We start from the raw sequence: 22,611 nt of genomic DNA, 5'->3' as shown, positions 1-22,611 counted from the left end.
GTTCGTCTAAATAATTTATTATTTACAGTTGTTTATAATCAGTCTAAATAATACCTTTGTCCAAAACATAGGGATTTGTCAGACCATACCAACAATAGCGATTTAGTTGCCTTTCATCTGGATGAACGATCTTTTCAGCAATTGTATCGTAGCTATTGGCAGAAAATATTCGGAATCTGTTATTTTTCACTGAAAGATAAGGAGGTGGCTGCGGAGCTTACCCAGGATATTTTTGAATCACTTTGGAAGCGCAGAGACACACTTAAGCTAAGCTCGGGGATAGAAGAATATATGTTCCGTTCCGCTAAACTGGAAGTTTTTCAATATTGCCGGACTACCGCCAACAGAAAGAGAATCCTTCAACATGCTTTAAAGGATCATTCTAATGCTGGTACTTATACTGAAGACCTGTTAAAATATCGTGAGCTTGCTGCAAATGTCAATGCTCTTGTGGATCAGCTGCCCAGCAGGTCCCGCGAAATCTATCGGTTGAGCAGGGAAAAAGGGTTGGATAAAAAATCCATTGCCAACCTGCTTTTGGTCTCGGAGAAAACGGTAGAGTATCACCTCTATAAGGTGCTTGATTTTCTCAGAGAAAACCTTGTAGACTACAATAGATAAAAATAATTTAAAATTATCTGTCTTAATATCAGTTGTTTGTGATATTGTTTAGAATTAGTCTTAGGAAAAAGATCTAGTTAATCAGCTATACTATCAAATCACCGGAAGTATCCGGATTATTATTGGATGAGCATCAGAATAACACAAGAACTTTTAGAGCAATACCACCTCGGACTTTGTAGTGCAGCGGAGAAAGCTGCCGTGGAAGAGTGGCTGGGTACTGCTAGTATCCAAACTGACTTTCCTGAAGATATTGATCTCCGGTTGATGGAAGATCAGGAATGGAATAGCCTCTCTCATCGTCTTAATTTAAATAAAAAGCCTCGTTTGCTTATTTTCAAACCATGGATGAAGGTTGCAGCAGCAGCCTGTTTTGCGGTGCTTATTGGTACCGGAGTTTTGCTTTATGCCCTGCAAAATGCCAGACCGCAAACAGATCAGGTAGTTGCTGCATTAAAGTTTCATGAACTCAAAACCGGAAAAGGAGAAAAGTTAAACCATACTTTGCCCGATGGAACTGTTGTCCATTTAAACGCTCAAAGCAGTTTGAAATACCCGGAGCATTTCAGCGATTCTTCGAGGGTGCTTGACTTTAGTGGAGAAGGCTTTTTTGTCGTTGCAAAAGATGCAAACAGACCTTTTATTATCCATACCGCACAGACCAGCACCAGGGTTTTGGGCACGAGTTTCAATTTAAAAGCTTATCCGGGAGAAGAAGAGACCGCCATTGTAGTGACCGAAGGAAAAGTCAGTTTCTCAGACAGGGCCCGGAAGCAATCTATCCTTGTTAATCCTGATCAATGTGGTACTTATATCCCTGGTAAATCCCTGCTCAATACCAATGTCTATGCTGCAAAGTACGCGGCGTGGAAGGAGGGGAAGTTGGTGTTCGACAATGAAAAACTCTCTGCAGTGGCGCTGAAAATGGAGCGTTGGTTTAATGTGAAGATCTTCATAGAAAGGACGGGACTAAAAGAAGACCGCTTTAGTGGAAAGTTTGATCAGCCAACAGTATCAGGAGTCATGCACAGTTTGTCTGTAGCCATTCAGTTTAAATACAAAAAAGAAAAGAATATGATTAGAATTTATTAAAAGCATTAACCCGGTGTTTCATCGCCAAACTACGCACCGGGCATGTCAATCGAGTATATCAATTTAACACTTAACAAAAATATGAAACACTTAATTACTGTCGGCTATATTTCAAAGAAATATTGCGGTCAGGATTCGATCCAACAGAAAAAATACACAAAAAAGTTGCCAGTACTATGTTCCGCGTTGATTTTAATGTTGTTTTTCTCCTTAAATGTAGCCGCTCAAACCAGTATCCTGGATCGTGCCGTAAACATTCAGTTAAAAAACGTACGTCTTTCTGACGCGCTGTCTGCCATAGGCGATAAAGCCGGTGTAAATATCACTTACAGCAGTACAAAACTGAACGTTGCTAAAATCGTCACCGTAAATTCCAGCAATAAATCATTGAAAGCCCTGTTAAGCGAATTGTTAGGCAAATCGCTAAAAAGGCTGGATGTAAAAGATAACGTCATTACGATCGAGACAAAGGAGATATCCCCGGCGACCACAGAAAATATCAGACAGATGGAAGATCTGAATGAGGTTGTGGTGGTTTCTTCCCGTACCCCTAAGCACATCAGTGATATTCCAGGGACGGTGTGGGTGGTAGACAGTGCCAAACTGCAGGCGCAGATCAGGTCTGGTGTTCCTTTAAAGGAGGCATTGGGAATTTTAATTCCGAGTCTTGATCTTGGTAACCAGGGAAGGTCCAATTATGCACAAAACCTGCGTGGCAGAAATATTCTGGTGATGCTCGATGGCGTTTCTTTAAACAGCAGCAGGGCAACCAATAGGCAATTTGATGCGATTGATCCGTTTAATATAGAAAAAATCGAAGTTTTATCTGGTTCCAGCGCTATTTACGGCGGCGACGCTACCGGCGGGATTATTAACATCGTCACCAAGAAGGCAAAAGCGAAAAAGTTATCTCTGGAGACGGAGGTTGGCGGAAGGAGTGGCCTGCGCAATAGTAGCGATCATGACCTGCGTTTTGCACAATCCATCTCTGCAGGAAATGAGGTCATCAAAGGAAGGTTGGGGTTTGCTTACCAGCAAAATGCCGCTGCTTTTGATGGTAAAAACCGTCAGATCGTTATTGACACCAAACAGAGTGATTTCCAGTACAACCGCAGCATAGATCTGTTCGGTAATGTCGATATTAAACCAGGCGAAAACCAGACATTGAACTTTGATGCACAGTATTACGAATCCAAATACAATAGTGATAAGGGCTTGTTCCTCGGACAAAACCTATCTGGTGGACTACCTGCTAATGCGAACGGTGGTATAGCTCCCAACCCTTCTTTACTCGATATCAAAAATGGTTTCAGCTCAGATGTTGTGCCACGTAGCAAGCGGTTATTTGTGAATGGACAATACCGGATTACCGATATACTTGGTGGACAGAATTTTCAATTCCAGGGTTATTGGAGAACAGAAAAGCTGGATTTTAGTCCTTCTTTTCCAGAGGGAATTGTGCGGACCAGAGAATTGACCGTATCGCCGGGAAATGTATTGCCGTTACCTTTAGCTGCTTCCCGTCAGAATACCAATTTATGGGGCTTCCGACTGGTACTTTCTAAACAGTTTGATCAGGTAAATCTTACCTACGGCGCAGATTTCGACAGAGAAAGTTTTGTTGGGAAGCAAGCGTTTTTCGATACACAGACTACGTATAACAGCGGCGGACTGATCAATAGAACGGCCAATACGCTTGGTCGTTTTCCCGATAACCGTATTGTTGGATTCTCTGGTTTTGCACAGGCGAGCTGGGCCGTAACGGATCAACTGGCGATTGCAGGTGGAATCCGCCGCCAGCATATGAGTGTCGCTGTGGATGATTTTGTTCGTTTTCAGCAACAGGTTTCTGTAAATTATGGTGTGGGCACTTCTGCCGACGCTATTCCAGGTGGAAAGAACAGTTACAATGTAACGCTGTTTAATGGAAGTGTAATTTATAAGCTGAATGATCAGCAACAGGTATGGACTAATTTTGCTCAGGGATTTTCTGTTCCGGATCCGGCAAAAACATACGGAATCGGTTCTTACCAACGAGAGGGAGATCACTGGAAATTATTAAACAGTATCAATGTAAAAGACAGCCCTTTAAGTGGCGTGAAAACCAACCAGTTTGAGTTGGGCTGGAGGAGACCTGCAAAAAGCGGCTTGAATGCACAGGCTGCAGTTTATTATTCGATCTCGGATAAAGCGCTATTGACCAATTTAAGCACGTTTACGATTTCGGTAAGTGATCAGCACGTCCGCAATTATGGATTAGAGGCGGAAGTAAGTTACCGTCAGGCTCCTGAAGGATTTGATGTAGGCGCAAGCGCACATGTAATTGTTTCTGAAATTAAGACGCCTGCTGATGGCTGGAAAAGGAATTCTATCATCACGAATAACCCCTCAAAAGCAGTGGCTTATGCGGGTTGGAAGGCTGATCAATTCTCTGTCCGCGTTCAGGGAGTACATACTTTTAACCTGAAAGACTATCAGGCCCTGGAATTGAAAGGTTTTACGACCATAGATTTATTGGGTAGCCTGAAACTACCGCTCGGTGTCTTATCTGCAGGGGTACAAAATGTATTCAACAGGCAATACGTGACTTTCTGGGGTCAACGTGCGGTGATCTTTTATGGTGCACCGTCAGAACTTTACCAATATAATGGCAGAGGCAGAACCTATATGCTGAGTTATTCCATCACCTATTAATAATCCCCCCTACCTCTATAATCAAGAAACTTCATGAGCATCCCCCCGGGCTCATGAAGATTTCATCACCTATTAGAAACAAAGAAAATGATAGCAAACTCAAATGTCAATTATGAACATGAGGATGTACTTGCTGCCCTGGCAGCGAATACCCCTTTTGATGATATTTTCTATGAAGATTCTTCTGATGAATATATCAAAGCGATAGGTCTGGCCAGCAGATCTGTAGTTAGTTTCCTGCATAACAATAAAAAGCCGTTTAGCGGAGTGAGTCCGGCTCAGCTCAGACCTCAGTTTGAGTCTATAGACCTGAATGAGCCACTTCCTGATTATGAAACCGTCATTTCGGAGGTCGAACAGCTGTACACCAAACATGCCATTGCCTTTCATCATCCCAAATATGTTGCCCATCTGAACTGCCCTGTTGTCATCCCAGCCATTGCTGCCGAAGTGATGATCAGTGCAATTAATTCATCCCTTGATACCTGGGACCAAAGTGCTGGCGGTACATTGATTGAACAAAAACTGATCAACTGGACCACCAGTGCTATTGGTTTCGGCAGTCAGGCAGACGGGATCTTTACCAGTGGTGGTTCTCAAAGTAACCTGATGGGATTATTACTGGCAAGGGATCATTTTTCGATTGCACATTTAGGGCATAATATTAAAGAAAACGGATTGCCAGCAGAGGCTTCCCGTTTCAGGATCTTTGTTTCTGAAGCCGGACATTTCAGCATTCAAAAGAATGCAGCCATTCTTGGGCTGGGCGAAAAATCGGTCATCAGTATCAGGACCGATCGTTCATTCCGTATGAATACCGTGTTACTGGAAGACGCCATCCGTCGGGAAATTGAACTCGGTAATATCCCTATTGCAGTGGTTGCTACGGCAGGGACTACAGATTTTGGGAATATCGATCCCATGACGGAGATTGGAAATCTTGCTGCTAAATATAAACTCTGGTTCCATGTAGATGCCGCTTATGGTTGTGGCTTATTGTTGTCAGATAAACATGGGCATTTACTGCGAGGCATTGAACTGGCCAATTCTGTAACTACCGATTACCATAAAGCCTTTTTTCAGCCGGTGAGCAGCAGTGCTTTCCTGGTGAACGATAAACGTTATTTCGGTCTGATTACCCACTATGCCGATTATCTCAATCCAAAAAGTCAGGATGACATTCCAAACCAGGTGAATAAATCTATCCAGACTACGCGTCGTTTTGATGCACTTAAACTCTGGTTTACCCTTCGCATCATGGGACGGGAAAAGCTGGGAACTTATATTGATAAAGTTATCGAGACAGCTGCTCAGGTAGCCGTTATCCTGGATGAACATCCTGACTTTGACCTGTTGAACCACTCGGATCTTTCTGCATTGGTATTCCGGTACAATCCTTTTTTGATCAAACCGGTCAGTGCAACGAAAATGAACCAATTCATCAAAGCTAAAATGCTCCAGCAGGGGGATGCACTTGTTGCCGGAACTAAAGTTAACGGTGCATTTTACCTGAAATTCACTTTACTCAACCCATTGACTACCACTACCCACATTAAAAACATCCTTCTAACGATTAAAAAACATGGAAACGACTATATTGAAAACAACTGAGCTGCTTGAAGAAGCCGTTGCAGTAAATTATACCGCATTATTGAATTGCTACTGCAGGGAGTTCAGTAACTGGAGCAGATATATGGGCATCCCGAAATATGATCAGCCGGTGGCAGCTCATTTTAAGGCTTCCGGATACGATAAACACCTCAGAATAGATTTCTCTTCCATTGACCTGGAAGTTTATATTCCTTTAAAATATTTCTCAGAAACCGGACGTCACCTTTTCCATTTTCCCATTGTTCAGCGTGACCTGAAAACAGATGAGATCAAAGCAGTTAGTCCACATGATTTTGTAGGTTTAACAGTGCGCTATGGAAAAGCCTTATATCCAGGTATTGATGCTGTGATCACGCAAACCCGCCTACAAAACAGTATTGATAATCTGGAGACCTACCTGAACCATTTTCTCGAAAATGAAGGGTTGGTCAATGAAACAGAAATGTCTTTCATTAAGGCAGAGCAGTCTTTATTACTTGGACATATTGTACATCCATTGCCAAAATCAAAACTAGGCTTTAATGAAGAAGACCTGTTGAAGTATTCACCGGAGACTGCCGGCAGGTTTAAGCTTCATTATTTTCTGATCCATAATGAAAATATTTTAGAGAAGACAGCCGATGATATTTTGCCTTCAGTTGTATTAAAAGCAGAACTTTTACAGCTCGTTGCCGGGGATGCAGTTGTCCTGGGATTATTGCAGCAATATCCTGAATTTACAGTAGTTCCTATGCATCCATGGGAGGCATTATACCTGCTTCAACAAGAAGAGGTACAGCAGATGCAGGCAGAAAACAGGTTGTTCAGCTTAGGACAATGGGGCGAATTATTCACCCCAACTTCTTCTGTCCGTACGGTATATAACGAGGATTGCGACTGGATGTTTAAGTTCTCTCTGCATGTGAAGATCACCAATTCAGAAAGGATTAACCTTTATCCTGAATTACATCGGGGCTATGACATCAGCAGATTGCTGAAAACCGAATGGGGAAAGGGATTGCAAAAAGATTTTCCTGAAATCGATTTTATCGTTGATCCTGCTTTTATCGCCGTTCGCTTTAACAATAAAGTGATCAATGGGTTCAATATTTCCATTCGTCGCAATCCTTTTAAAGGAGAAGCCGGCAATAAGAACGTGACGCTGCTCGCTGCGCTTTGTCAGGATGGGATCTTAGGACAACCTTCAAGACTGAGTAACATTATCTCTACTGCTGCGGAAAAGCAGGGGAAATCTATCTCCTATATTGCTGAACTCTGGTTCAAGCAGTACCTGCACATCTGTATCAGGCCGATCGTTGGGATGTTGAACAAATATGGCCTGGCCTGTGAGTTCCACCAGCAGAATGTGATGGTAGAACTGGATAAAAATCTCTTCCCCGCAAAGTTGTATTTCCGTGACAATCAAGGTTTCTTTTTCAGGGAAGGCAGACAGGCTGAGGTTAGCGCTGCAATTCCTGGCATTGCCGAGGAAAGCCAGTCGATCATGAATGAAGCTTATCTTGCACCAAAATATACCTATTACCTGGTCACGAATAATATCCTTGGTGTTGTGAACGCCTTTGGTTGTCAGGGACTGGCAGATGAGAAAAGGTTGCTGGACCTGGTATACAAGGAATTTAAAGACCTGGAGGATACCGACGAAACAGGTTTGGTTAGCTATATACTGAACAGCCGCAGCTGGGACACCAAGGCGAATTACCTGACCAGTTTGCAAAACATCAATGAGGCAGATGTGTCTATGGAATATCCTGCAGTTTTTAAGGATGCCCCGAATCCGCTGAGTAAATATTTCTTATGTCACTCGCTCGTGAAGCCTCAGGGTAAAGAGGTGGTCTATACCCGTTATTTTGAAGAACAGGACATTCATATTACGCTTCGTCCTTTTGATATCGACCGTGATCTTGAACTGGTTCATGAATGGTTCAACCGCGAGCATGCGATTCCTTTCTGGAAAATGAACGGTCCGATCCGAAATCTGGAGACTTTTTACCGGACCATATTGCCAAGTGATGAGATGCACAGTTTTATCGGTGAGATCAATGGCGTTCCTGCATTTACTTTTGAGCCTTACTGGCCAATGAGAGATGTAGTAGGTGCGTATTATGATGCTTTGTCCACGGATCATGGAACCCATTTCTTTGTTGCAGAAACACAGAAAGATAAGAAGTTTTCTTTCCAGTCTTTCCAAACCGCGTTGGACTGGATCTTTGCGCAACCAGAGGTAGGCAGGTGTATTGGAGAGGCATCCAATGATGCAATCGCCTGTAATAAGCTGATTGTTAAATTGGGATATAGCCTGCAGGGCATCATCGAGATGCCCCATAAAACAGCCAGTCTGACCTTTTGTACCCGGGAATCTTATTTTGAGAAATGTCCGGAAAGTAAATCTGTTAATTCCCTATTGTAAACCCTCTCTCGTTTAATTTCAAATACACCTTGTACTCCGGCAGACCTGCCGGTTTACAGGGTGTTATGCATAAGCAATAAACATTTTGTAAAATATATTTAAGTTGAGCACTACAAAAAAATACGATATCATAGGGATTGGAATTGGTCCTTTTAACCTCGGCCTTGCCGCATTAAGTGAGCCTGTAAAGGAATTGTCCACGTTATTTCTGGACCGTTCAGCAGCGTTCGACTGGCATCCGGGCCTCATGCTGGATTCGGCTACCTTACAAGTTCCCTTTATGGCAGATCTGGTTACCATGGCAGATCCCTCCAGCAAATACAGCTTTCTTAACTTCTTAAAAGAAACAGACCGCCTGTATAAATTTTATATCAGAGAAAACTTCTACATTTTACGGAAAGAGTACAACGTCTATTGTAAGTGGGTGGCCGCAAATCTATCCAACTGTTTGTTCAGCAGGGGAGTAGAACTGGTAGAATACATCGAATCCGAAAAGCATTACCGTGTACAGGTCATCAACAGTCTGACCGGCATGGAAGAAATCTATTATGCGGCAAAGATTGTACTCGGGACGGGCACCACGCCATGTTTTCCTGATCTGGCTGGCGGCATTCCGACTAAACACGTCATTCATACCTCGGATTATCTGTCCCATCGGGCAGAAATTGTGAAAAGTGGATCTGTAGCCTTAATTGGATCCGGACAAAGTGCAGCAGAGATTTTTCAGGACCTTTTGCCCGAAACGGAAAATGGCTTACAGATGAGCTGGTTTTCCCGTCCTGACCGCTTTTTTCCGATGGAGTACTCCAAGCTCACACTGGAACTGACCTCACCGGAATACGTAGATTATTTCTATAATATGGCTGCTGAAAAGCGTAAAGCGATCTTGCTGAAACAGCCACCACTTTATAAGGGCATTAGCTTTGACCTGATCAATGAGATTTTTGACCAGCTTTATGAAATGAGCGTGGATAACAAACCGTTGAATGTCGAATTGAGGCCATGTAGTCAGCTGGATCAGATTAGTCAGGATGCGTCGGGAATGAATACTTTACATTTTACCCAGGTACAACAACAGGAGTCCTTTACCCATAAAGCCGCATTTGTGGTACTGGCCACAGGATATAAATATAAAACACCTGCCTTTATCAAAGGGATGGAAAGCCGCATCGCCAGAACTGAAGATGGCTTATTTGATGTGAAACGCAATTACAGTATTGGCCGGGGGGAAGAAGATATTTTTGTTCAGAATGCAGAGCTGCATACCCATGGTTTTGTTACGCCTGATTTAGGTATGGGTGCTTACCGTAACGCGAGTATCCTGAATGCAATTGTAAAAAGACAAGTTTATAAAGTGGAGAGCAAGATCGCCTTCCAGCATTTCGGCGTATAACCCAGCATGACGAGTCAAAAGCATTTCATCCTGAACGGACCTTTGAAAAGTGTGATGTGGCAAATCTCATGGCCGGCAGTCCTGGCGATTGTCCTGTATGGGCTTAACAATTTCCTGGACGCGATTCTTGTGGGCCATCTGATGAACAGTAATGCCTTGGCCGCAGTCGGGATTGCCTATCCCTTGTCACAGATTACACTCGGTTTTGGCCGTTTGATTGGCATCGGATCAAGCGCTTCCATTAGCATGTGGCTGGGTTCCGGGCAACAGGATAAATTGTACCGGATTTTTGGAACGGTGAATGTATTGAGCCTGCTCTCTTCGGTACTCTTTTCTATACCGGCCTATATTTTTGCCGAACAACTGGTTCATATGATGGGAGCAAGGGGAGAAATGGCCATTCTATCTGCCGAGTATTTTAGGGTCACCTTGTTGGGTTCGTTATTTTGGATTCATGGGTTCTCTGTCAATATGATGATTCGTGGAGAAGGGAAAATGAGAACTGCCGCCTGGATGATCGGCCTTGGTCTGGGAATCGACGTACTGCTGAAACCCATTTTTATCTCTACACTGGGTTGGGGTGTCTCGGGAGCGGCATGGGCAACCAATATTGGGATGCTGATGTATTCGGTATTGGGCTTATGGCATTTTTCCAATGGGAAGTCATCCTTTAAAACGAAATGGGCTTCCTTTGCTTTTGATCGGGCCATCGCCTCGAAAATTCTGTCTCTTGGCTTGCCTGAAATGATCTTCACGGTGATGGCAGTATTGCAGAACCTGGTGGTTTTTAATGCGCTTTCCCGTTTTGGTTCTGAACCGGATCTGGTGTTCTATACGGTGATCAATCGGTTTTATCTGTTCTTACTGACCCCTTTGTTTGGTTTAATGAGGGGACTGCAGCCCGTTGCAGGGATGAATTATGGTGCCGGGCAATTACCAAGAGCCAGGCAATCTTTATTGATATTCATCGGTACTGGAGTATTGATCGTACTTCCTTTCTGGGCGGTTACAATGTGTTTTCCTCATCAGGTACTCTCTGCGATTATGCCTGATATGGCCATTACAGGTAAACTCATTTATAATTTGAGAATCTATATGTCTGTATTGCCACTCTTGCCTGTCATTGTGATGGCGCTATCGTATTTTCCGGCGATCAACGAAGGTAAGAAGGCGAGCATGCTGGCCATTTCCCGGCAGGCGGTATTCTATCTTCCATTGATGTTTGTGCTGCCCATGTTTTTCGGAATTGAGAGTGTGTATTGGGGAAGTGCGGTCATTGATCTGATGATGACGCTGATTACGTTCTTTTTTCTATGGCGGAGCTTCAAACCGGCAGCTTTTCAGCAAGGAATTTTATAAATTTACCTGGATAATGCCATTAAGGATCAATTTGAACTCAATACAGAAATTAACCGATAACATTTCGAAGCATGTCAGGCTCAGCGAAGAGGAGATTCTGCTTTTAAATTCATTCTGGACGAGAAAGGTGCTGGAGAAAAACGACTACCTGCTGAGAAACGGAGAGATTTGCCGAAAGGACAATTACATCATCTCCGGAACGCTGAAAGCATTCTATATCAACGCGGATACCGGACAAGAGGAGATTCTTTATTTTGCGACTGATGAATGGTGGGCGACAGATATAGAGAGTTTCCGCAAGCAAAAACCTTCTATATACAACATTCAGGCATTGGAGAAAACTGAACTTTTGCAGACGAGTTTTGCTTCTTTTCAAAGCATGTTGGAGCAAATCCCGGCACTGGAAAGATATTTCCGAATCATTTTGGAAGGTTATGTGGGTACTTTGCAGAAGAGGATGGTAATGAATAATGTCTACAATGCGGAACACCGGTATTTAGATTTTTTACAAAGTTATCCAAAGCTTGCGGCTAAAATTCCGCAATACCTCATCGCTTCCTACCTGGGGATTTCTGCTGAATTTTTGAGTAGGATCAGACGAAGAAATAAAAAGCCATTGAACTAGGTCAATATTTTTGAGGTTCCTTATGCTGAATTTTGCTTTCCTAAAATTTAAAGCAGATGAAGAAATTACTCATTATTAACGCGAGTGTCAGAAAGGAACGATCATATAGCAGGATGTTGACGCAGTTATTTATGGACAATTGGACAAGCAGGTATCCGGAAGACCGGTTTACGCTTCGGGAGATTGGACTTGAAGTTGTACCGGCCATTGATGAAAAATGGATTGCAGGTGCCTTTTTAAAACCAAAGGACAGGAATACTGAAAATCAGACAGCATTACAATTCAGCAACGAATTGGTTCAGGAATTGAAGGAGAATGATATCTATGTCATTGGAACTCCTATGTATAACTGGTCTATCCCCAGTGGATTGAAATCCTATATCGATCAGGTAATGCGGATCAATGAAACATGGAAGTTCCGGTCTGGGAAACCCGACGGGGATTACCAGGGGCTGCTTGAAAACAAAAAATTGTACATCCTTTCCAGCCGGGGTGATACAGGCTATGGGGAATATGAAAAAAATGAGCATATGAATTTTCAAACCAGGTATTTGCAGTTCGTTTTCGGAATGATGGGGGTTAAAGATGTAACCTCAATTTCACTGGACAACGAAGAGTTTGGAGGAGAAATATTTGAAAAATCGAAGCAGGAGATTTTTGAGGCTATAAGTGCGATCGGCTGACCGGGAAGGAAATAAACTTTGCTAATATCATTTGAGGGATTCATCCGTTATAGCTAAATGGCGCTATTATTGTACCTTTAAATCTGCACACAAAGAAAACAACAGATATATTATGAAAAAGATCATTTTCCTTTGCCTGACGGCGATTATTATGCAGAGCTGCGGCGTCAGCAGACAGCAACAACAGATCAAAGCTTTAGAGAAATGTACTTATAAAATCCATTCAGCAGATAATATTTCCCTTGCTGGTACCGATGTTAAAAGATTACTGAATGATAATAATATCAATTTGGGCAGCCTTCCCGGACTGGCATTGGGTTTACTGAGAAAAGACATTCCCTTAAAGGCACGTTTAAATCTGGAGATTACCAATCCCTCTTCCAACATAGCAGGGATTAACGAGTTTGAATATAAAATTCTGATCAACAGACAGGAATTGGCGGGTGGTTTTGTAAACCAGGCGGTAAACATTGAACCCGGACAATCAACCACCGTACCCGTAGATCTGATTGCCAATATTTATCCTTTTGTAACCAATAGTAAGGTGATGAACGAAATCACTGAATTTCTACAGGGCAATAAGAATGGTGGAGAGAAAAAAGGAATCCTGACTTTAAAAATCAGACCAAGTATCAAAGTGGGGGGAACATTGGTTAAGTTACCCGGATTTATTACCATTGATAAAGAAGTAAGCAGCAAGATTCTCCTATAAGACGAGTCGTCTTTTTCAGGATTGTTACGGATATTGACGGAATTAAGTTTCAGATTGGGGATGTTTTATTTACATTCGAGCATTAAGATCTGTTTATGAAATTTCGTCAATACCTGTTTTTATTGCTCGCTGTGTTTCCTTTGTTGATAAAGGCACAGTACAGTCCAACACTCAACGCTGCCGAGATAAAACAAGGCTTAGAAAGCTTAAACGTTAGCGGGAGCGTTTTGTATATCGCTGCGCATCCCGATGATGAAAATACCCGATTACTGGCCTACCTCGCCAAAGAAAAAAAAGTAAAGGCGGGTTATCTTTCCCTAACCAGGGGGGATGGAGGTCAGAACCTGATTGGTACAGAACAGGCAGAACTCTTAGGCCTGATCCGGACACAGGAATTGCTTGCTGCCCGGAGAATGGATGGTGCCGCACAATTCTTTACCAGGGCCAATGACTTTGGTTTCTCAAAAAATCCGGAAGAAAGTTTTAAGATCTGGAATAAAACAAAAATCCTTTCTGATGTCGTCTGGGTGATCCGTAAGTTTCAACCCGATGTGATCATTACCCGTTTTCCTGAAGATGCCCGTGCCGGACATGGCCATCATTCCGGTTCTGCCATCCTCGCGCGTGAAGCTTTTGCTGCAGCTGCAGACCCTAAACAATTTACGGAGCAGCTTGCTTTTGTGAAACCATGGCAGGCAAAGCGCATCGTTTGGAATACTTTTAATTTTGGAGGAAACAATACCACCTCAGAAGATCAGCTGAAGATTGATGTGGGTTCATATAACGCATTATTGGGCAAAGGTTACGGAGAGATTGCCGCAGAAAGCAGGTCTAACCATAAGAGCCAGGGATTTGGATCTTCCAGACAGCGGGGTTCAGCAATTGAATATTTTAGCCCCGTGGCTGGTGAAAAAGCGAAATCAGATCTCTTTGAAGGAATCGATTTCACCTTGAACAGGAACCCTGGGATGTCTGAAGTTCAGAAATTGTTAAATGATATCAATGCGACTTATCAGGTTTCAAATCCTTCCGCGTCAGTCGCAAAACTTTTAAAACTACGCGAGCTGGTTAAAGGAAAACCTTTCAAACAGGAGCTATTGGATGAACTTATTCTTGCTTGTTCGGGAATCTGGATAGAAGTAGCTGCTGCTAATCCTGCTTATGCACTGAACGATTCCATTGCGGTGAAAATACAGGCGATTGCCAGGGTAAAAGAAGATTTTCCATATTCTATCAATATTCAGGAAATGCAAAGTAAGGTGAAGGCCGATCTTTCTCCAAACAGGATGATGGCGATGGACCGTAAAATATTTGGCAGTGGAGATCAGCTTAGTCAACCTTACTGGTTGGCAAAAAAACATGAACAAGGCAGTTATGAAGTGGATGATTTATCCCTGATTGGCCTTCCTGAAAATCATGCATTGGTCAATGGAATATTCAAAATTAAGATTGCTGATCAGACCATAGAAAAGAAATATCCGGTGATTTATAAGTTTACCGACCCTGTAAAAGGAGAAGTATACCAGCCACTGGTCATTGCTCCTCCGGTTACAGCTACAATTGGAGAAAAGGCATTCCTGTTTAATGGAAATGAAAGTAAAACCATTCACGTTGAGCTGCAAGGCTTTCGCGCTCAGGTTGCCGGAACATTGATCCCTCAACTCCCTTCAGGATGGAGCATCAGTCCGGAGAAGATTGATTTTAAGCTGGAAAAAAAAGGAGAACAACAAAGCCTCTCCTTTAAACTGAGCCCTTCTGCAAAATCAATTGGTGGAGATTTCGCCTTAAATGTAATGGTGGATGGCAAAAGTTACCATCAGGGCCTTCGTGTGCTGAGCTATGATCACATTCCGGTACAGACCTTATTTCCTTTTTCGGAAGCAAGAATAGACCATACTGATTTGAAAATTGCAGGCAAAAGGATCGGATTTATTGCCGGAGCAGGGGATCTGGTTCCGGAGTCTTTGAAGCAAATTGGTTTTGAGGTTCAGCTGCTTTCCGAGCAACAGGTGATTCACGGAGACCTTTCCGCTTTTGATGCCATTGTTACCGGGGTTCGTTTGTACAACATTAATGAACAACTCAATGCGATGCAGCCTAAGTTGATGAAATATGTGGAGAATGGCGGCGTCCTGCTCGTTCAGTATAATGTAAATTCACCATTAAAACGTAACGATATCGGACCTTATCCTTTTGGATTGTCCAGAGACCGGGTAACTGAGGAAGATGCAGCAGTTACTTTACTCGCGGCAAATCATCCGGTGTTGAACTATCCGAATAAAATCAGCCTTAAAGATTTTGAGGGTTGGGTGCAGGAGCGCGGTTTATACTTTGCGGGTGATATTGATCCAAAATACACTTCGATTCTGGAGATGCATGATCCTGGAGAATCAGCGAAGAACGGTTCCCTGATTGTTGCTGATTACGGTAAAGGAAGATTTGTTTATACTTCTCTTTCTTTCTTCAGGCAATTGCCTGCCGGGGTTCCAGGCGCGTTCCGTCTGTTTGTTAATTTAATCTCGAACAAAAAATAATGGAGAATTACAGGGTCTTTTATCGTTTCCTGATTGGCTGGCTGATCTTCCTGATTCTGATTTTTTATGCATTTACTAAATATTTTCAATGAGTAGTCTCGACTGGGGAGTATTGATCCTCACCTTGGTGGTGATTGTCGTTTACGGCGTATATAAGAGTCGCGGGGCCCATAATATTCAAGGATACCTGTTGGGGAATCAAAGTTTGCCCTGGTACCATGTCTGCCTTTCGGTGATGGCTACGCAGGCCAGTGCCATTACTTTTCTATCTGCACCAGGCCTTGCTTATTCTTCAGGAATGAGCTTTGTGCAGTTTTACTTCGGCTTGCCTCTAGCTATGATTGTATTGTGCATCACCTTTGTGCCAATCTATCACCGCCTGAAAGTATATACTGCCTATGAATTTCTGGAACAAAGGTTCGATTTAAATACCCGGGCCTTAACGGCCTTTCTGTTTTTGATCTCCAGGGGACTTTCTACCGGAATCACCATTTATGCACCCTCGATTATCCTTTCTACGATTTTAGACATCAACACGACCTATACCACTTTATTTATCGGAAGTTTAGTCGTCTTTTATACGGTTTATGGCGGTACTAAGGCCGTATCCTATACTCAAATGTTGCAAATGAGCATTATTTTCTGCGGACTTTTTGCGGCAGGAATTATGGTTGTTCATTTATTACCCGGAGATATCGGTTTTGGTAAAGCACTCAGCATTGCCGGAAAGATGGGGAGAACGAACGCCATTGATTTCAAGTTTGATTTCCAAAATCCATATACAATCTGGTCTGGATTGATTGGCGGTTTCTTCTTACAGCTTTCTTATTTTGGAACCGATCAAAGTCAGGTAGGACGTTACCTGTCTGGCGCCTCCGTAAATCAAAGCAGGTTAGGCTTGTTGATGAACGGACTGGTAAAGATCCCCATGCAGTTTCTTATTTTGCTGATTGGCGTACTGGTATTTACCTTTTATCAATACAACCGCCCGCCCATTTTCTTCAATAGCTTTGAACTGAATAAGCTCGAGAAAAGTGAATATAATCCGGAACTGAACAAGTTAAAGGCAGATTATGATCTGGCCTTTAAAGAAAAGCAACTGGTGGTTAATAAGATGAACCAGGCCCTGGACCAAGACAATAAAACGGAGATTGACCTTCAGCGGAAGGATTTACAGACCGCTGATGAAAAAGGGAAAAGTATCAGAAAAGAGGTGACAGACCTGATGACTAAAAATGATAAAACAGCAGACATCAACGACAACAATTATATCTTCCTCAGCTTTGTGACGCAATATCTGCCAAAGGGATTAATTGGTTTACTCATCGCGATCATCTTTCTGGCATCCATGGGGTCTACTGCCAGCGCACTGAATTCTCTGGCTTCGACTACGGTAATCGATATTTATAAACGGCTCATCCGGAAAAAGGGTTCTGATCATGAGTATTTGCAGGCCTCCAGATGTGCAACCGTATTCTGGGGGGTGGTCTGTATCATTATGGCTTTATATGCGAGTAAGATCGGGAACCTGCTGGAAGCGGTGAATATTCTGGGTTCCTATATTTATGGAACAATCCTGGGCGTATTCCTGGTTGCTTTCTATGTGAAGCAGGTGAATGGAAGGGCAGTATTCCTGGCTGCCATCGTTGCAGAAACAGCAGTGATCCTGATTGGCCAGCAGAAATGGGTGGCTTATTTATGGCTCAATGTAATTGGCTGTTTGCTGGTGATAATGGTCGCGGTCTTGCTACAGCAAATTATAGGAAAAGACAAACCAAAGACTGTCAACTAAAAAATCCCTATGGTGGGATTAATAACCTGCCTTTGCAATAAACACATATTTTAGGTATTTTTGAATTGCATTTTATTGTATCGTGTTTTATGAACCCAATAGATCGTATTTCCAGAAGAATAAATACATTAATTCAATTGCCAGAAAAGAAAGATGTAATTCTTATTACTGATCTTAGGAAGGAGTATCGTCAGGATCTCAGAAATTTTATTGTTGGGGAGACTTTAGGTGTCAGGGACGGAAAAATGGTAATTGGAAAAAATCTTTACAGAAGATGGCTTCACAAAATTAAAACCAGAGGTTTTGATTTTGATGTAAAGTTTATTTAAATGGTAATCGAAGATCAATTTAAAACCATAAACAGACTTCAAAACCAAGTTCTTAAGCTCGCACCTCATCCGGAACAGTGGGATGAGGAATATTTGGATAAGGTGAAAGTTGATTTTATACAAAAAGAATATAGAAAGCAAAAAAGGAGTGGAAATCTTAGATCTCTACTCCTTTTTTGTTTGAATCTCAATAAGATTCTTTAAAAAGCCAAGGCGATAAAATAAGTTAAGCTTATTTCTTAGCCTCAGCCAATAACGCGCTGTTTAGCCTTACATATTCTTCAATTTTAGCTTCTGTAGCCAATTTGATTCCAGCTTCTGCGGTTGCAATAGCACCTGCTTTATCGCCTTTTTTCAATTGAATACGGCCTTTCCATAATTTTACCCATGGTGCTTTACCGTCTGCTGCTTCAGCTGCATTAGCCCATTCTAAGGCTTTATTCAGATCTTTGCCATTTTCGTAGTAATATTGTGCTGCCGCGAAATAAGGTTTTTTCTCCCCTTTCATTGCTTCATCAATACTTGCCATTACCTGTGCATCAATTTCTGTAGACAGGTCGATGTTTAGACCGGTGTTTTCCCATGCCAGTTGTATCTGAGCAGTGGTCGGAAGAACGTTAGCAAACTGAATGGTAAAGGTTTCTACTTTTTCTTTAAGTTTCACCGGTTTAACCTTGATGCGCAATACATCTTCAGCTTCTTTATATTCATAAGCACCCCATTGTTTGGCGTCTTTATTGAATATTACTGTCCATTCATCTTTACCAGGAATGGTAAATAACCCATAAGTTCCGGCAGCTAATTCCTGACCGCCAACTTTTACTGCATCTGTGAAAGTGATGGAGGTTGCTCCGTTTGCTCCGGTACGCCAAACCTTATCAAAAGGTTCCATTGCTCCGAAAATTTTGCGGCCTTTTGTATTCGGACGTGAGTAAGAGAGCGTCACTTTTCCTAATCCAAAGCCTTGTGTGATGGTCTGAGCAGGACTTGCCTGTGGCAATTTAACGCCCTGGGCCTGAAGCTCCGTGTTTAATGATACTGCTAATGCAAGAATCAGTACCGTTTTTAATGATGTTTTCATCTGATTTAAGTTTTGTTGCTACTAAATTACATTAAAGAATGCTTATTTCAGTGATATCTCTCCTTTGTTCTTAAACTTGACAGATAAATTAGAAAATCATTCCCTAAATTAGCCAGATGCTTAATGTACGTCATATTCTTCCGGTATTTGCTGCCGTTCTGATTTCCTGCTCAGGAATAAAGTCTACCTCGGTTGTCCATCCGGAAAAGGGAGTCTCCCAACAGCTTGCCAATCATAGAAAGGAAATCATCAGTAAAGTTCATTACCAGCTGGAACTGGATATTCCTGCCCAAAAAGATCAGAAAATCGGGGCTGTAGAGAAGATCTCTTTTCAATTGAAATCAAAAAAATATTCATTGCATCTTGATTTTAAGGAAGATCCGGCAAAGCTGAAAAGCATTGCTGTGAACGGTGTCCCGATTGAACTTTTGCATGTGGATGAGCACATCATCATCGGGGCTAAATATTTAAAGACCGGAGAGAATGTAGTTGATCTGGAATTTACAGCAGGGGATGGTGCATTGAACCGGAATTCGGATTATTTGTATACTTTATTCGTTCCGGATAGGGCAAGAACGGTATTTCCTTGTTTTGATCAGCCGGATTTGAAAGCCGTATATACCTTAACATTGAAAGTTCCCGCCGACTGGAAAGCAATCGCCAATGGCGGACTAAAAGACTCGACATTAGCGGGTGCCCGTAAAACTTATCATTTTAAAACCTCAGATACGATCAGTACCTATCTCTTTGCTTTTGCTGCAGGCAAATTCAAATCTGCGAAAGGAGAAATGGATCACTTACAAGCGAACTTTTTATACCGGGAAACAGATACTGCCAAAATCAACCATAGCCTGAACGAAGTATTTAAGATTCATGGAAGTTCGTTGAAATTCCTGGAAGACTGGACGGGGATTCCATATCCGTTTCAGAAATTTGATTTCGTCTCTATTCCCGATTTTCAGTTTGGAGGAATGGAACATGTAGGGGCAATTCAATATAAGGAATCGGCTTTGTTCCTGGATGCAGGAGCTACAAAAGACCAATGGAATTCCAGGAACAACCTCATTGCCCATGAAACAGCGCATATGTGGTTTGGCGATCTGGTGACGATGAATTGGTTTACAGATGTCTGGATGAAAGAGGTCTTTGCTAATTTTATGGCCGATAAAAGCACCGAAGGCATTACAGGAAAAGATGTATTTGACCTTAAATTTTTAGTAGACCATTTCCCTGCAGCTTATGGGGTGGACCGTAGTATTGGTGCGAATCCCATCAGACAGGATTTAGCTAATTTAAAAGATGCGGGAACGCTTTATGGCAATATCATTTACCATAAAGCGCCGATCATGATGCGGCAACTGGAGCGTCTGATGGGAAAAGAGAAGTTCCAACAGGGGGTAAGGGAATACCTGAAGAAATTCTCAAACGGGAATGCTTCCTGGCCTGACCTGATCGCAATTCTGGATAAATATGCAGATGCGGATTTACAGGAATGGAACAAGGTTTGGGTAAATGATACGGGAAGGCCTGTTGTAGATTATGTGCTGGAACAAAAAGACCATAAAATCAGCAAATTTAGCATTCAGCAAAAACCGGAATATGGAAATGGGAAAATCTGGCCGCAGCTTTTTGAGGTCAGTTTGCATTATCCCGGTGCTGTTAAAGAATTGACCGTAAATCTGAATGCGGCAGAGCTGGAACTGAAAGAGGCGATCGGAATGGACGCTCCTTTATTTGTGCAGTTCAATTCTTCTGGTCAGGGTTATGGCTTATGGCCTGTGGATCCGGCTATGTTTAAAAGTCTGTATGCCATTAATAAGCCCTTAGACCGTGCTTCAGCTTATATCTCTTTATATGAGAATATGCTGAGTGGGAGGTCTGTAAAGCCGGCTGAGCTTTTGAGTCTTTTCATTGCAGGGCTCGACAAAGAAAAAGAAGAGTTGAACCTCAAGCTTATCAGCGGTTATATTTCCACGATTTTCTGGGAATTTACCGATGCAGCTGGTAGGTCAAAACAAGCTGCTTCGCTGGAACAGGCGCTTTGGAAAGCAATGTTGAATCAGCCTTCAGCCAACCATAAAAAACTACTTTTTAAAACCTATCAGGATATCTTCTTGTCTAAAGAAGCGGGCCGTCAATTGTATCAGATCTGGAAAGATCGGAAGGCACCTGAAGGTTTGAAACTCTCTGAAGACGATTATACGGCTTTAGCTTTTTCATTGGCACTAAGGGAAGAAGACAATTCAGCTCTTTTGAAAGCACAATTGAGCAGGATTAGCAATGAAGACCGGAGGAAACGTTTTGAATTTATTATGCCGGCAGTGTCCTCTGTTCCTGCAGATCGGGATGCGTTCTTTAAAAGTCTGGAGTTAAAGGCAAACCGGGCAAAGGAATCGAATGTGGGCGTTGCCTTGTATTATCTGCATCATCCGCTCCGACAAGCTACTTCAGTGAAGTACTTGTCTAAGAGCCTGGAGATGCTATCGGAGATTCAAACTACCGGAGATATCTTCTTTCCACAGAACTGGTTGTCTGCTACTTTTAGCAATTATCAGACTGAAGAGGCTGTTCAGGTAGTGACAAATTTCCTGAAAGCGCATCCTGATTACAATCCTAAGCTAAAGGCAAAAATATTGCAGTCGGTTGATTACCTGTTCCGGGCAGAACGCCTATTGAAAAAATAGTTATCCCGGTTTGATTACTCTATAGGTGATTTTCATGGTTTCTGTGCTACCACCCTTTTTTATGATGATTTCTGAAGGGTAGCCGCTACTATTATAGGTATAGCTGAATGTTTTATTTTCTGAAGGGTTTTTGAGGGAAGAAGTACTCAAGGGGTTGCTGTTTCCCATACTGAAGTCCCGATACGCCTGTTCTAAGAAGAACAATCTGGCGTAAGGAAGCTTACTGAATATTCCGCTTTTATCGTCATAAGTCCAGCGCTGTGCGTCAATGACGTTCTTGTTATCCCAGATTATGGCTTCCGGGTTGCCAGATGTGGTATAAGCAAGCGTTTCTTCTTCAACAAGATTCGAGGCCGGATCATATTTTTTAATGCTGACGACGGACTGTTTATCATATCCGACAACATATAGATGCGCCAGGGTCAAATTTGCATTGTCCTTATTCCAGCTTTGTATTTTGCTGATCCGGAATTCTGCGTCCAATGCGTAATTGAAATACCGGAATTGTTTATTGTTTTTATACTGTTCCAGTCTTTGGGGATAACCCGCTTTCGTATAAACGATTTTCCATACTTCTCCATTAGGGTGGCTGATCTCATTCAATACAGATTTACCGTCCTGGTACTTCAGTTCAGTGACCAGCTTGCCGATTTCAATTTTTATAGGAATCAGCATTTCCTTTAAAGGTTCTGTTCTTTCTTCTTCTTGTAAAGCATCGGTTAAAGGCTTTTGTTTTTTGCAGCCATGCGCAAAAAATAACAGCAGGAATGCAAACCCGTAAACCGGGAGTTTTAAATTGTGGCGGTTGAAATCAATTTTTAGAATCATAATAAAATGAGATTGATGAGCGGTGAATCTATATAGTATTACTTGTAAATGGTGATGGTTGTAACTATTGGTTAAATTGTTGTTATGCTGAACTGACTAAAGAACCCTGGAATGGCAGATCATTTTTTTGATAAAGTCAACGTACAATTCGTATATTTACGATAAT

Annotated in this window: 16 protein-coding genes; 14 read left to right on the top strand and 2 right to left on the bottom strand. The window is 42.3% G+C overall.

All coding sequences use genetic code 11. The features are described from left to right. Positions 1 to 75 precede the first annotated feature (75 nt). The 13 genes from BLQ87_RS10785 (at position 76) to BLQ87_RS10725 (ending at position 17,852) form a co-directional block, all read left to right on the top strand. Positions 76 to 621 carry a sigma-70 family RNA polymerase sigma factor gene (locus tag BLQ87_RS10785; protein WP_074606332.1) on the top strand — a complete coding sequence of 182 codons (546 nt, stop codon included), beginning with the start codon at positions 76 to 78 and terminating at the stop codon, positions 619 to 621. Between the two features lie 126 nt (positions 622 to 747). Next, positions 748 to 1,713: a FecR family protein gene (locus BLQ87_RS10780; protein ID WP_074606330.1), complete on the top strand. Its 966-nt coding sequence runs from the start codon at positions 748 to 750 to the stop codon at positions 1,711 to 1,713. A gap of 81 nt (positions 1,714 to 1,794) precedes the next feature. Then, positions 1,795 to 4,407 (top strand): TonB-dependent receptor, encoded by a 2,613-nt coding sequence (locus BLQ87_RS10775; protein WP_172664753.1) that lies wholly within the window; start codon positions 1,795 to 1,797, stop codon positions 4,405 to 4,407. 87 nt (positions 4,408 to 4,494) lie between these two features. Next, entirely contained in the window at positions 4,495 to 6,018 is a 1,524-nt protein-coding gene (locus BLQ87_RS10770; protein ID WP_083361795.1) for a pyridoxal phosphate-dependent decarboxylase family protein, read from the top strand. Next, positions 5,990 to 8,425 (top strand): GNAT family N-acetyltransferase, encoded by a 2,436-nt coding sequence (locus BLQ87_RS10765; RefSeq protein ID WP_074606328.1) that lies wholly within the window; start codon positions 5,990 to 5,992, stop codon positions 8,423 to 8,425. Before BLQ87_RS10770 ends, BLQ87_RS10765 begins: the two co-directional genes overlap by 29 nt. 103 nt (positions 8,426 to 8,528) lie before the next feature. Further along, on the top strand, positions 8,529 to 9,818 hold the full coding sequence (locus BLQ87_RS10760; protein WP_074606326.1) for a lysine N(6)-hydroxylase/L-ornithine N(5)-oxygenase family protein: 1,290 nt from the start codon (positions 8,529 to 8,531) through the stop codon (positions 9,816 to 9,818). Positions 9,819 to 9,824: 6 nt separating this feature from the next. Beyond that, positions 9,825 to 11,177 carry an MATE family efflux transporter gene (locus BLQ87_RS10755; RefSeq protein ID WP_074606323.1) on the top strand — a complete coding sequence of 451 codons (1,353 nt, stop codon included), beginning with the start codon at positions 9,825 to 9,827 and terminating at the stop codon, positions 11,175 to 11,177. Between the two features lie 13 nt (positions 11,178 to 11,190). Continuing rightward, positions 11,191 to 11,802, top strand: coding sequence for a Crp/Fnr family transcriptional regulator (locus BLQ87_RS10750; protein ID WP_074606321.1), 612 nt, complete (start codon positions 11,191 to 11,193; stop codon positions 11,800 to 11,802). Positions 11,803 to 11,858: 56 nt separating this feature from the next. After that, entirely contained in the window at positions 11,859 to 12,485 is a 627-nt protein-coding gene (locus BLQ87_RS10745; protein ID WP_074606319.1) for an FMN-dependent NADH-azoreductase, read from the top strand. A gap of 112 nt (positions 12,486 to 12,597) precedes the next feature. Continuing rightward, the gene (locus BLQ87_RS10740) at positions 12,598 to 13,197 is read left to right on the top strand and encodes an LEA type 2 family protein (protein WP_074606316.1); all 600 of its coding nucleotides are present in this window, start codon (positions 12,598 to 12,600) and stop codon (positions 13,195 to 13,197) included. Between the two features lie 95 nt (positions 13,198 to 13,292). After that, a complete protein-coding gene (locus BLQ87_RS10735) occupies positions 13,293 to 15,731 on the top strand; it encodes a PIG-L family deacetylase (protein ID WP_074606315.1) in 2,439 nt (812 codons plus the stop codon). A gap of 88 nt (positions 15,732 to 15,819) precedes the next feature. Next, positions 15,820 to 17,523 (top strand): sodium:solute symporter family protein, encoded by a 1,704-nt coding sequence (locus tag BLQ87_RS10730; protein WP_074606313.1) that lies wholly within the window; start codon positions 15,820 to 15,822, stop codon positions 17,521 to 17,523. Positions 17,524 to 17,612: 89 nt separating this feature from the next. Further along, complete coding sequence (locus BLQ87_RS10725) at positions 17,613 to 17,852, top strand: hypothetical protein (protein WP_074606311.1); 240 nt, start codon at positions 17,613 to 17,615, stop codon at positions 17,850 to 17,852. Positions 17,853 to 18,084: 232 nt separating this feature from the next. Here the strand turns inward: BLQ87_RS10725 and BLQ87_RS10715 are convergent, their stop codons facing one another. Continuing rightward, positions 18,085 to 18,933 carry a DUF2911 domain-containing protein gene (locus BLQ87_RS10715; protein WP_074606307.1) on the bottom strand — a complete coding sequence of 283 codons (849 nt, stop codon included), beginning with the start codon at positions 18,931 to 18,933 and terminating at the stop codon, positions 18,085 to 18,087. A gap of 116 nt (positions 18,934 to 19,049) precedes the next feature. On the opposite strand from BLQ87_RS10715, the gene BLQ87_RS10710 reads away from it, so the two are divergent. After that, on the top strand, positions 19,050 to 21,617 hold the full coding sequence (locus tag BLQ87_RS10710) for a M1 family aminopeptidase (RefSeq protein ID WP_074606305.1): 2,568 nt from the start codon (positions 19,050 to 19,052) through the stop codon (positions 21,615 to 21,617). Here the strand turns inward: BLQ87_RS10710 and BLQ87_RS10705 are convergent, their stop codons facing one another. Then, positions 21,618 to 22,445, bottom strand: a complete 828-nt coding sequence (locus BLQ87_RS10705) for a hypothetical protein (protein ID WP_074606303.1) — start codon at positions 22,443 to 22,445, stop codon at positions 21,618 to 21,620. Positions 22,446 to 22,611: the final 166 nt, after the last annotated feature.

Origin of the sequence: Pedobacter steynii (genome assembly GCF_900103665.1) — a bacterium.
GTDB lineage: Bacteria > Bacteroidota > Bacteroidia > Sphingobacteriales > Sphingobacteriaceae > Pedobacter > Pedobacter steynii.
Note: the sequence above shows the minus strand (reverse complement) of the source record. Positions and strands in the feature narration are given on the sequence as shown.

What these genes read in the sequence shown, in the direction of transcription:
- BLQ87_RS10730 (WP_074606313.1), top strand. Translation starts at nt 15,820, where the DNA reads ATGAGTAGTCTCGACTGGGGAGTATTGATCCTCACCTTGGTGGTGATT.
- BLQ87_RS10755 (WP_074606323.1), top strand. Translation starts at nt 9,825, where the DNA reads ATGACGAGTCAAAAGCATTTCATCCTGAACGGACCTTTGAAAAGTGTG.
- BLQ87_RS10740 (WP_074606316.1), top strand. Translation starts at nt 12,598, where the DNA reads ATGAAAAAGATCATTTTCCTTTGCCTGACGGCGATTATTATGCAGAGC.
- BLQ87_RS10750 (WP_074606321.1), top strand. Translation starts at nt 11,191, where the DNA reads ATGCCATTAAGGATCAATTTGAACTCAATACAGAAATTAACCGATAAC.
- BLQ87_RS10735 (WP_074606315.1), top strand. Translation starts at nt 13,293, where the DNA reads ATGAAATTTCGTCAATACCTGTTTTTATTGCTCGCTGTGTTTCCTTTG.
- BLQ87_RS10715 (WP_074606307.1), bottom strand. Translation starts at nt 18,933, where the DNA reads ATGAAAACATCATTAAAAACGGTACTGATTCTTGCATTAGCAGTATCA.
- BLQ87_RS10770 (WP_083361795.1), top strand. Translation starts at nt 4,495, where the DNA reads ATGATAGCAAACTCAAATGTCAATTATGAACATGAGGATGTACTTGCT.
- BLQ87_RS10705 (WP_074606303.1), bottom strand. Translation starts at nt 22,445, where the DNA reads ATGATTCTAAAAATTGATTTCAACCGCCACAATTTAAAACTCCCGGTT.
- BLQ87_RS10745 (WP_074606319.1), top strand. Translation starts at nt 11,859, where the DNA reads ATGAAGAAATTACTCATTATTAACGCGAGTGTCAGAAAGGAACGATCA.
- BLQ87_RS10725 (WP_074606311.1), top strand. Translation starts at nt 17,613, where the DNA reads ATGAACCCAATAGATCGTATTTCCAGAAGAATAAATACATTAATTCAA.
- BLQ87_RS10710 (WP_074606305.1), top strand. Translation starts at nt 19,050, where the DNA reads ATGCTTAATGTACGTCATATTCTTCCGGTATTTGCTGCCGTTCTGATT.
- BLQ87_RS10780 (WP_074606330.1), top strand. Translation starts at nt 748, where the DNA reads ATGAGCATCAGAATAACACAAGAACTTTTAGAGCAATACCACCTCGGA.
- BLQ87_RS10775 (WP_172664753.1), top strand. Translation starts at nt 1,795, where the DNA reads ATGAAACACTTAATTACTGTCGGCTATATTTCAAAGAAATATTGCGGT.
- BLQ87_RS10765 (WP_074606328.1), top strand. Translation starts at nt 5,990, where the DNA reads ATGGAAACGACTATATTGAAAACAACTGAGCTGCTTGAAGAAGCCGTT.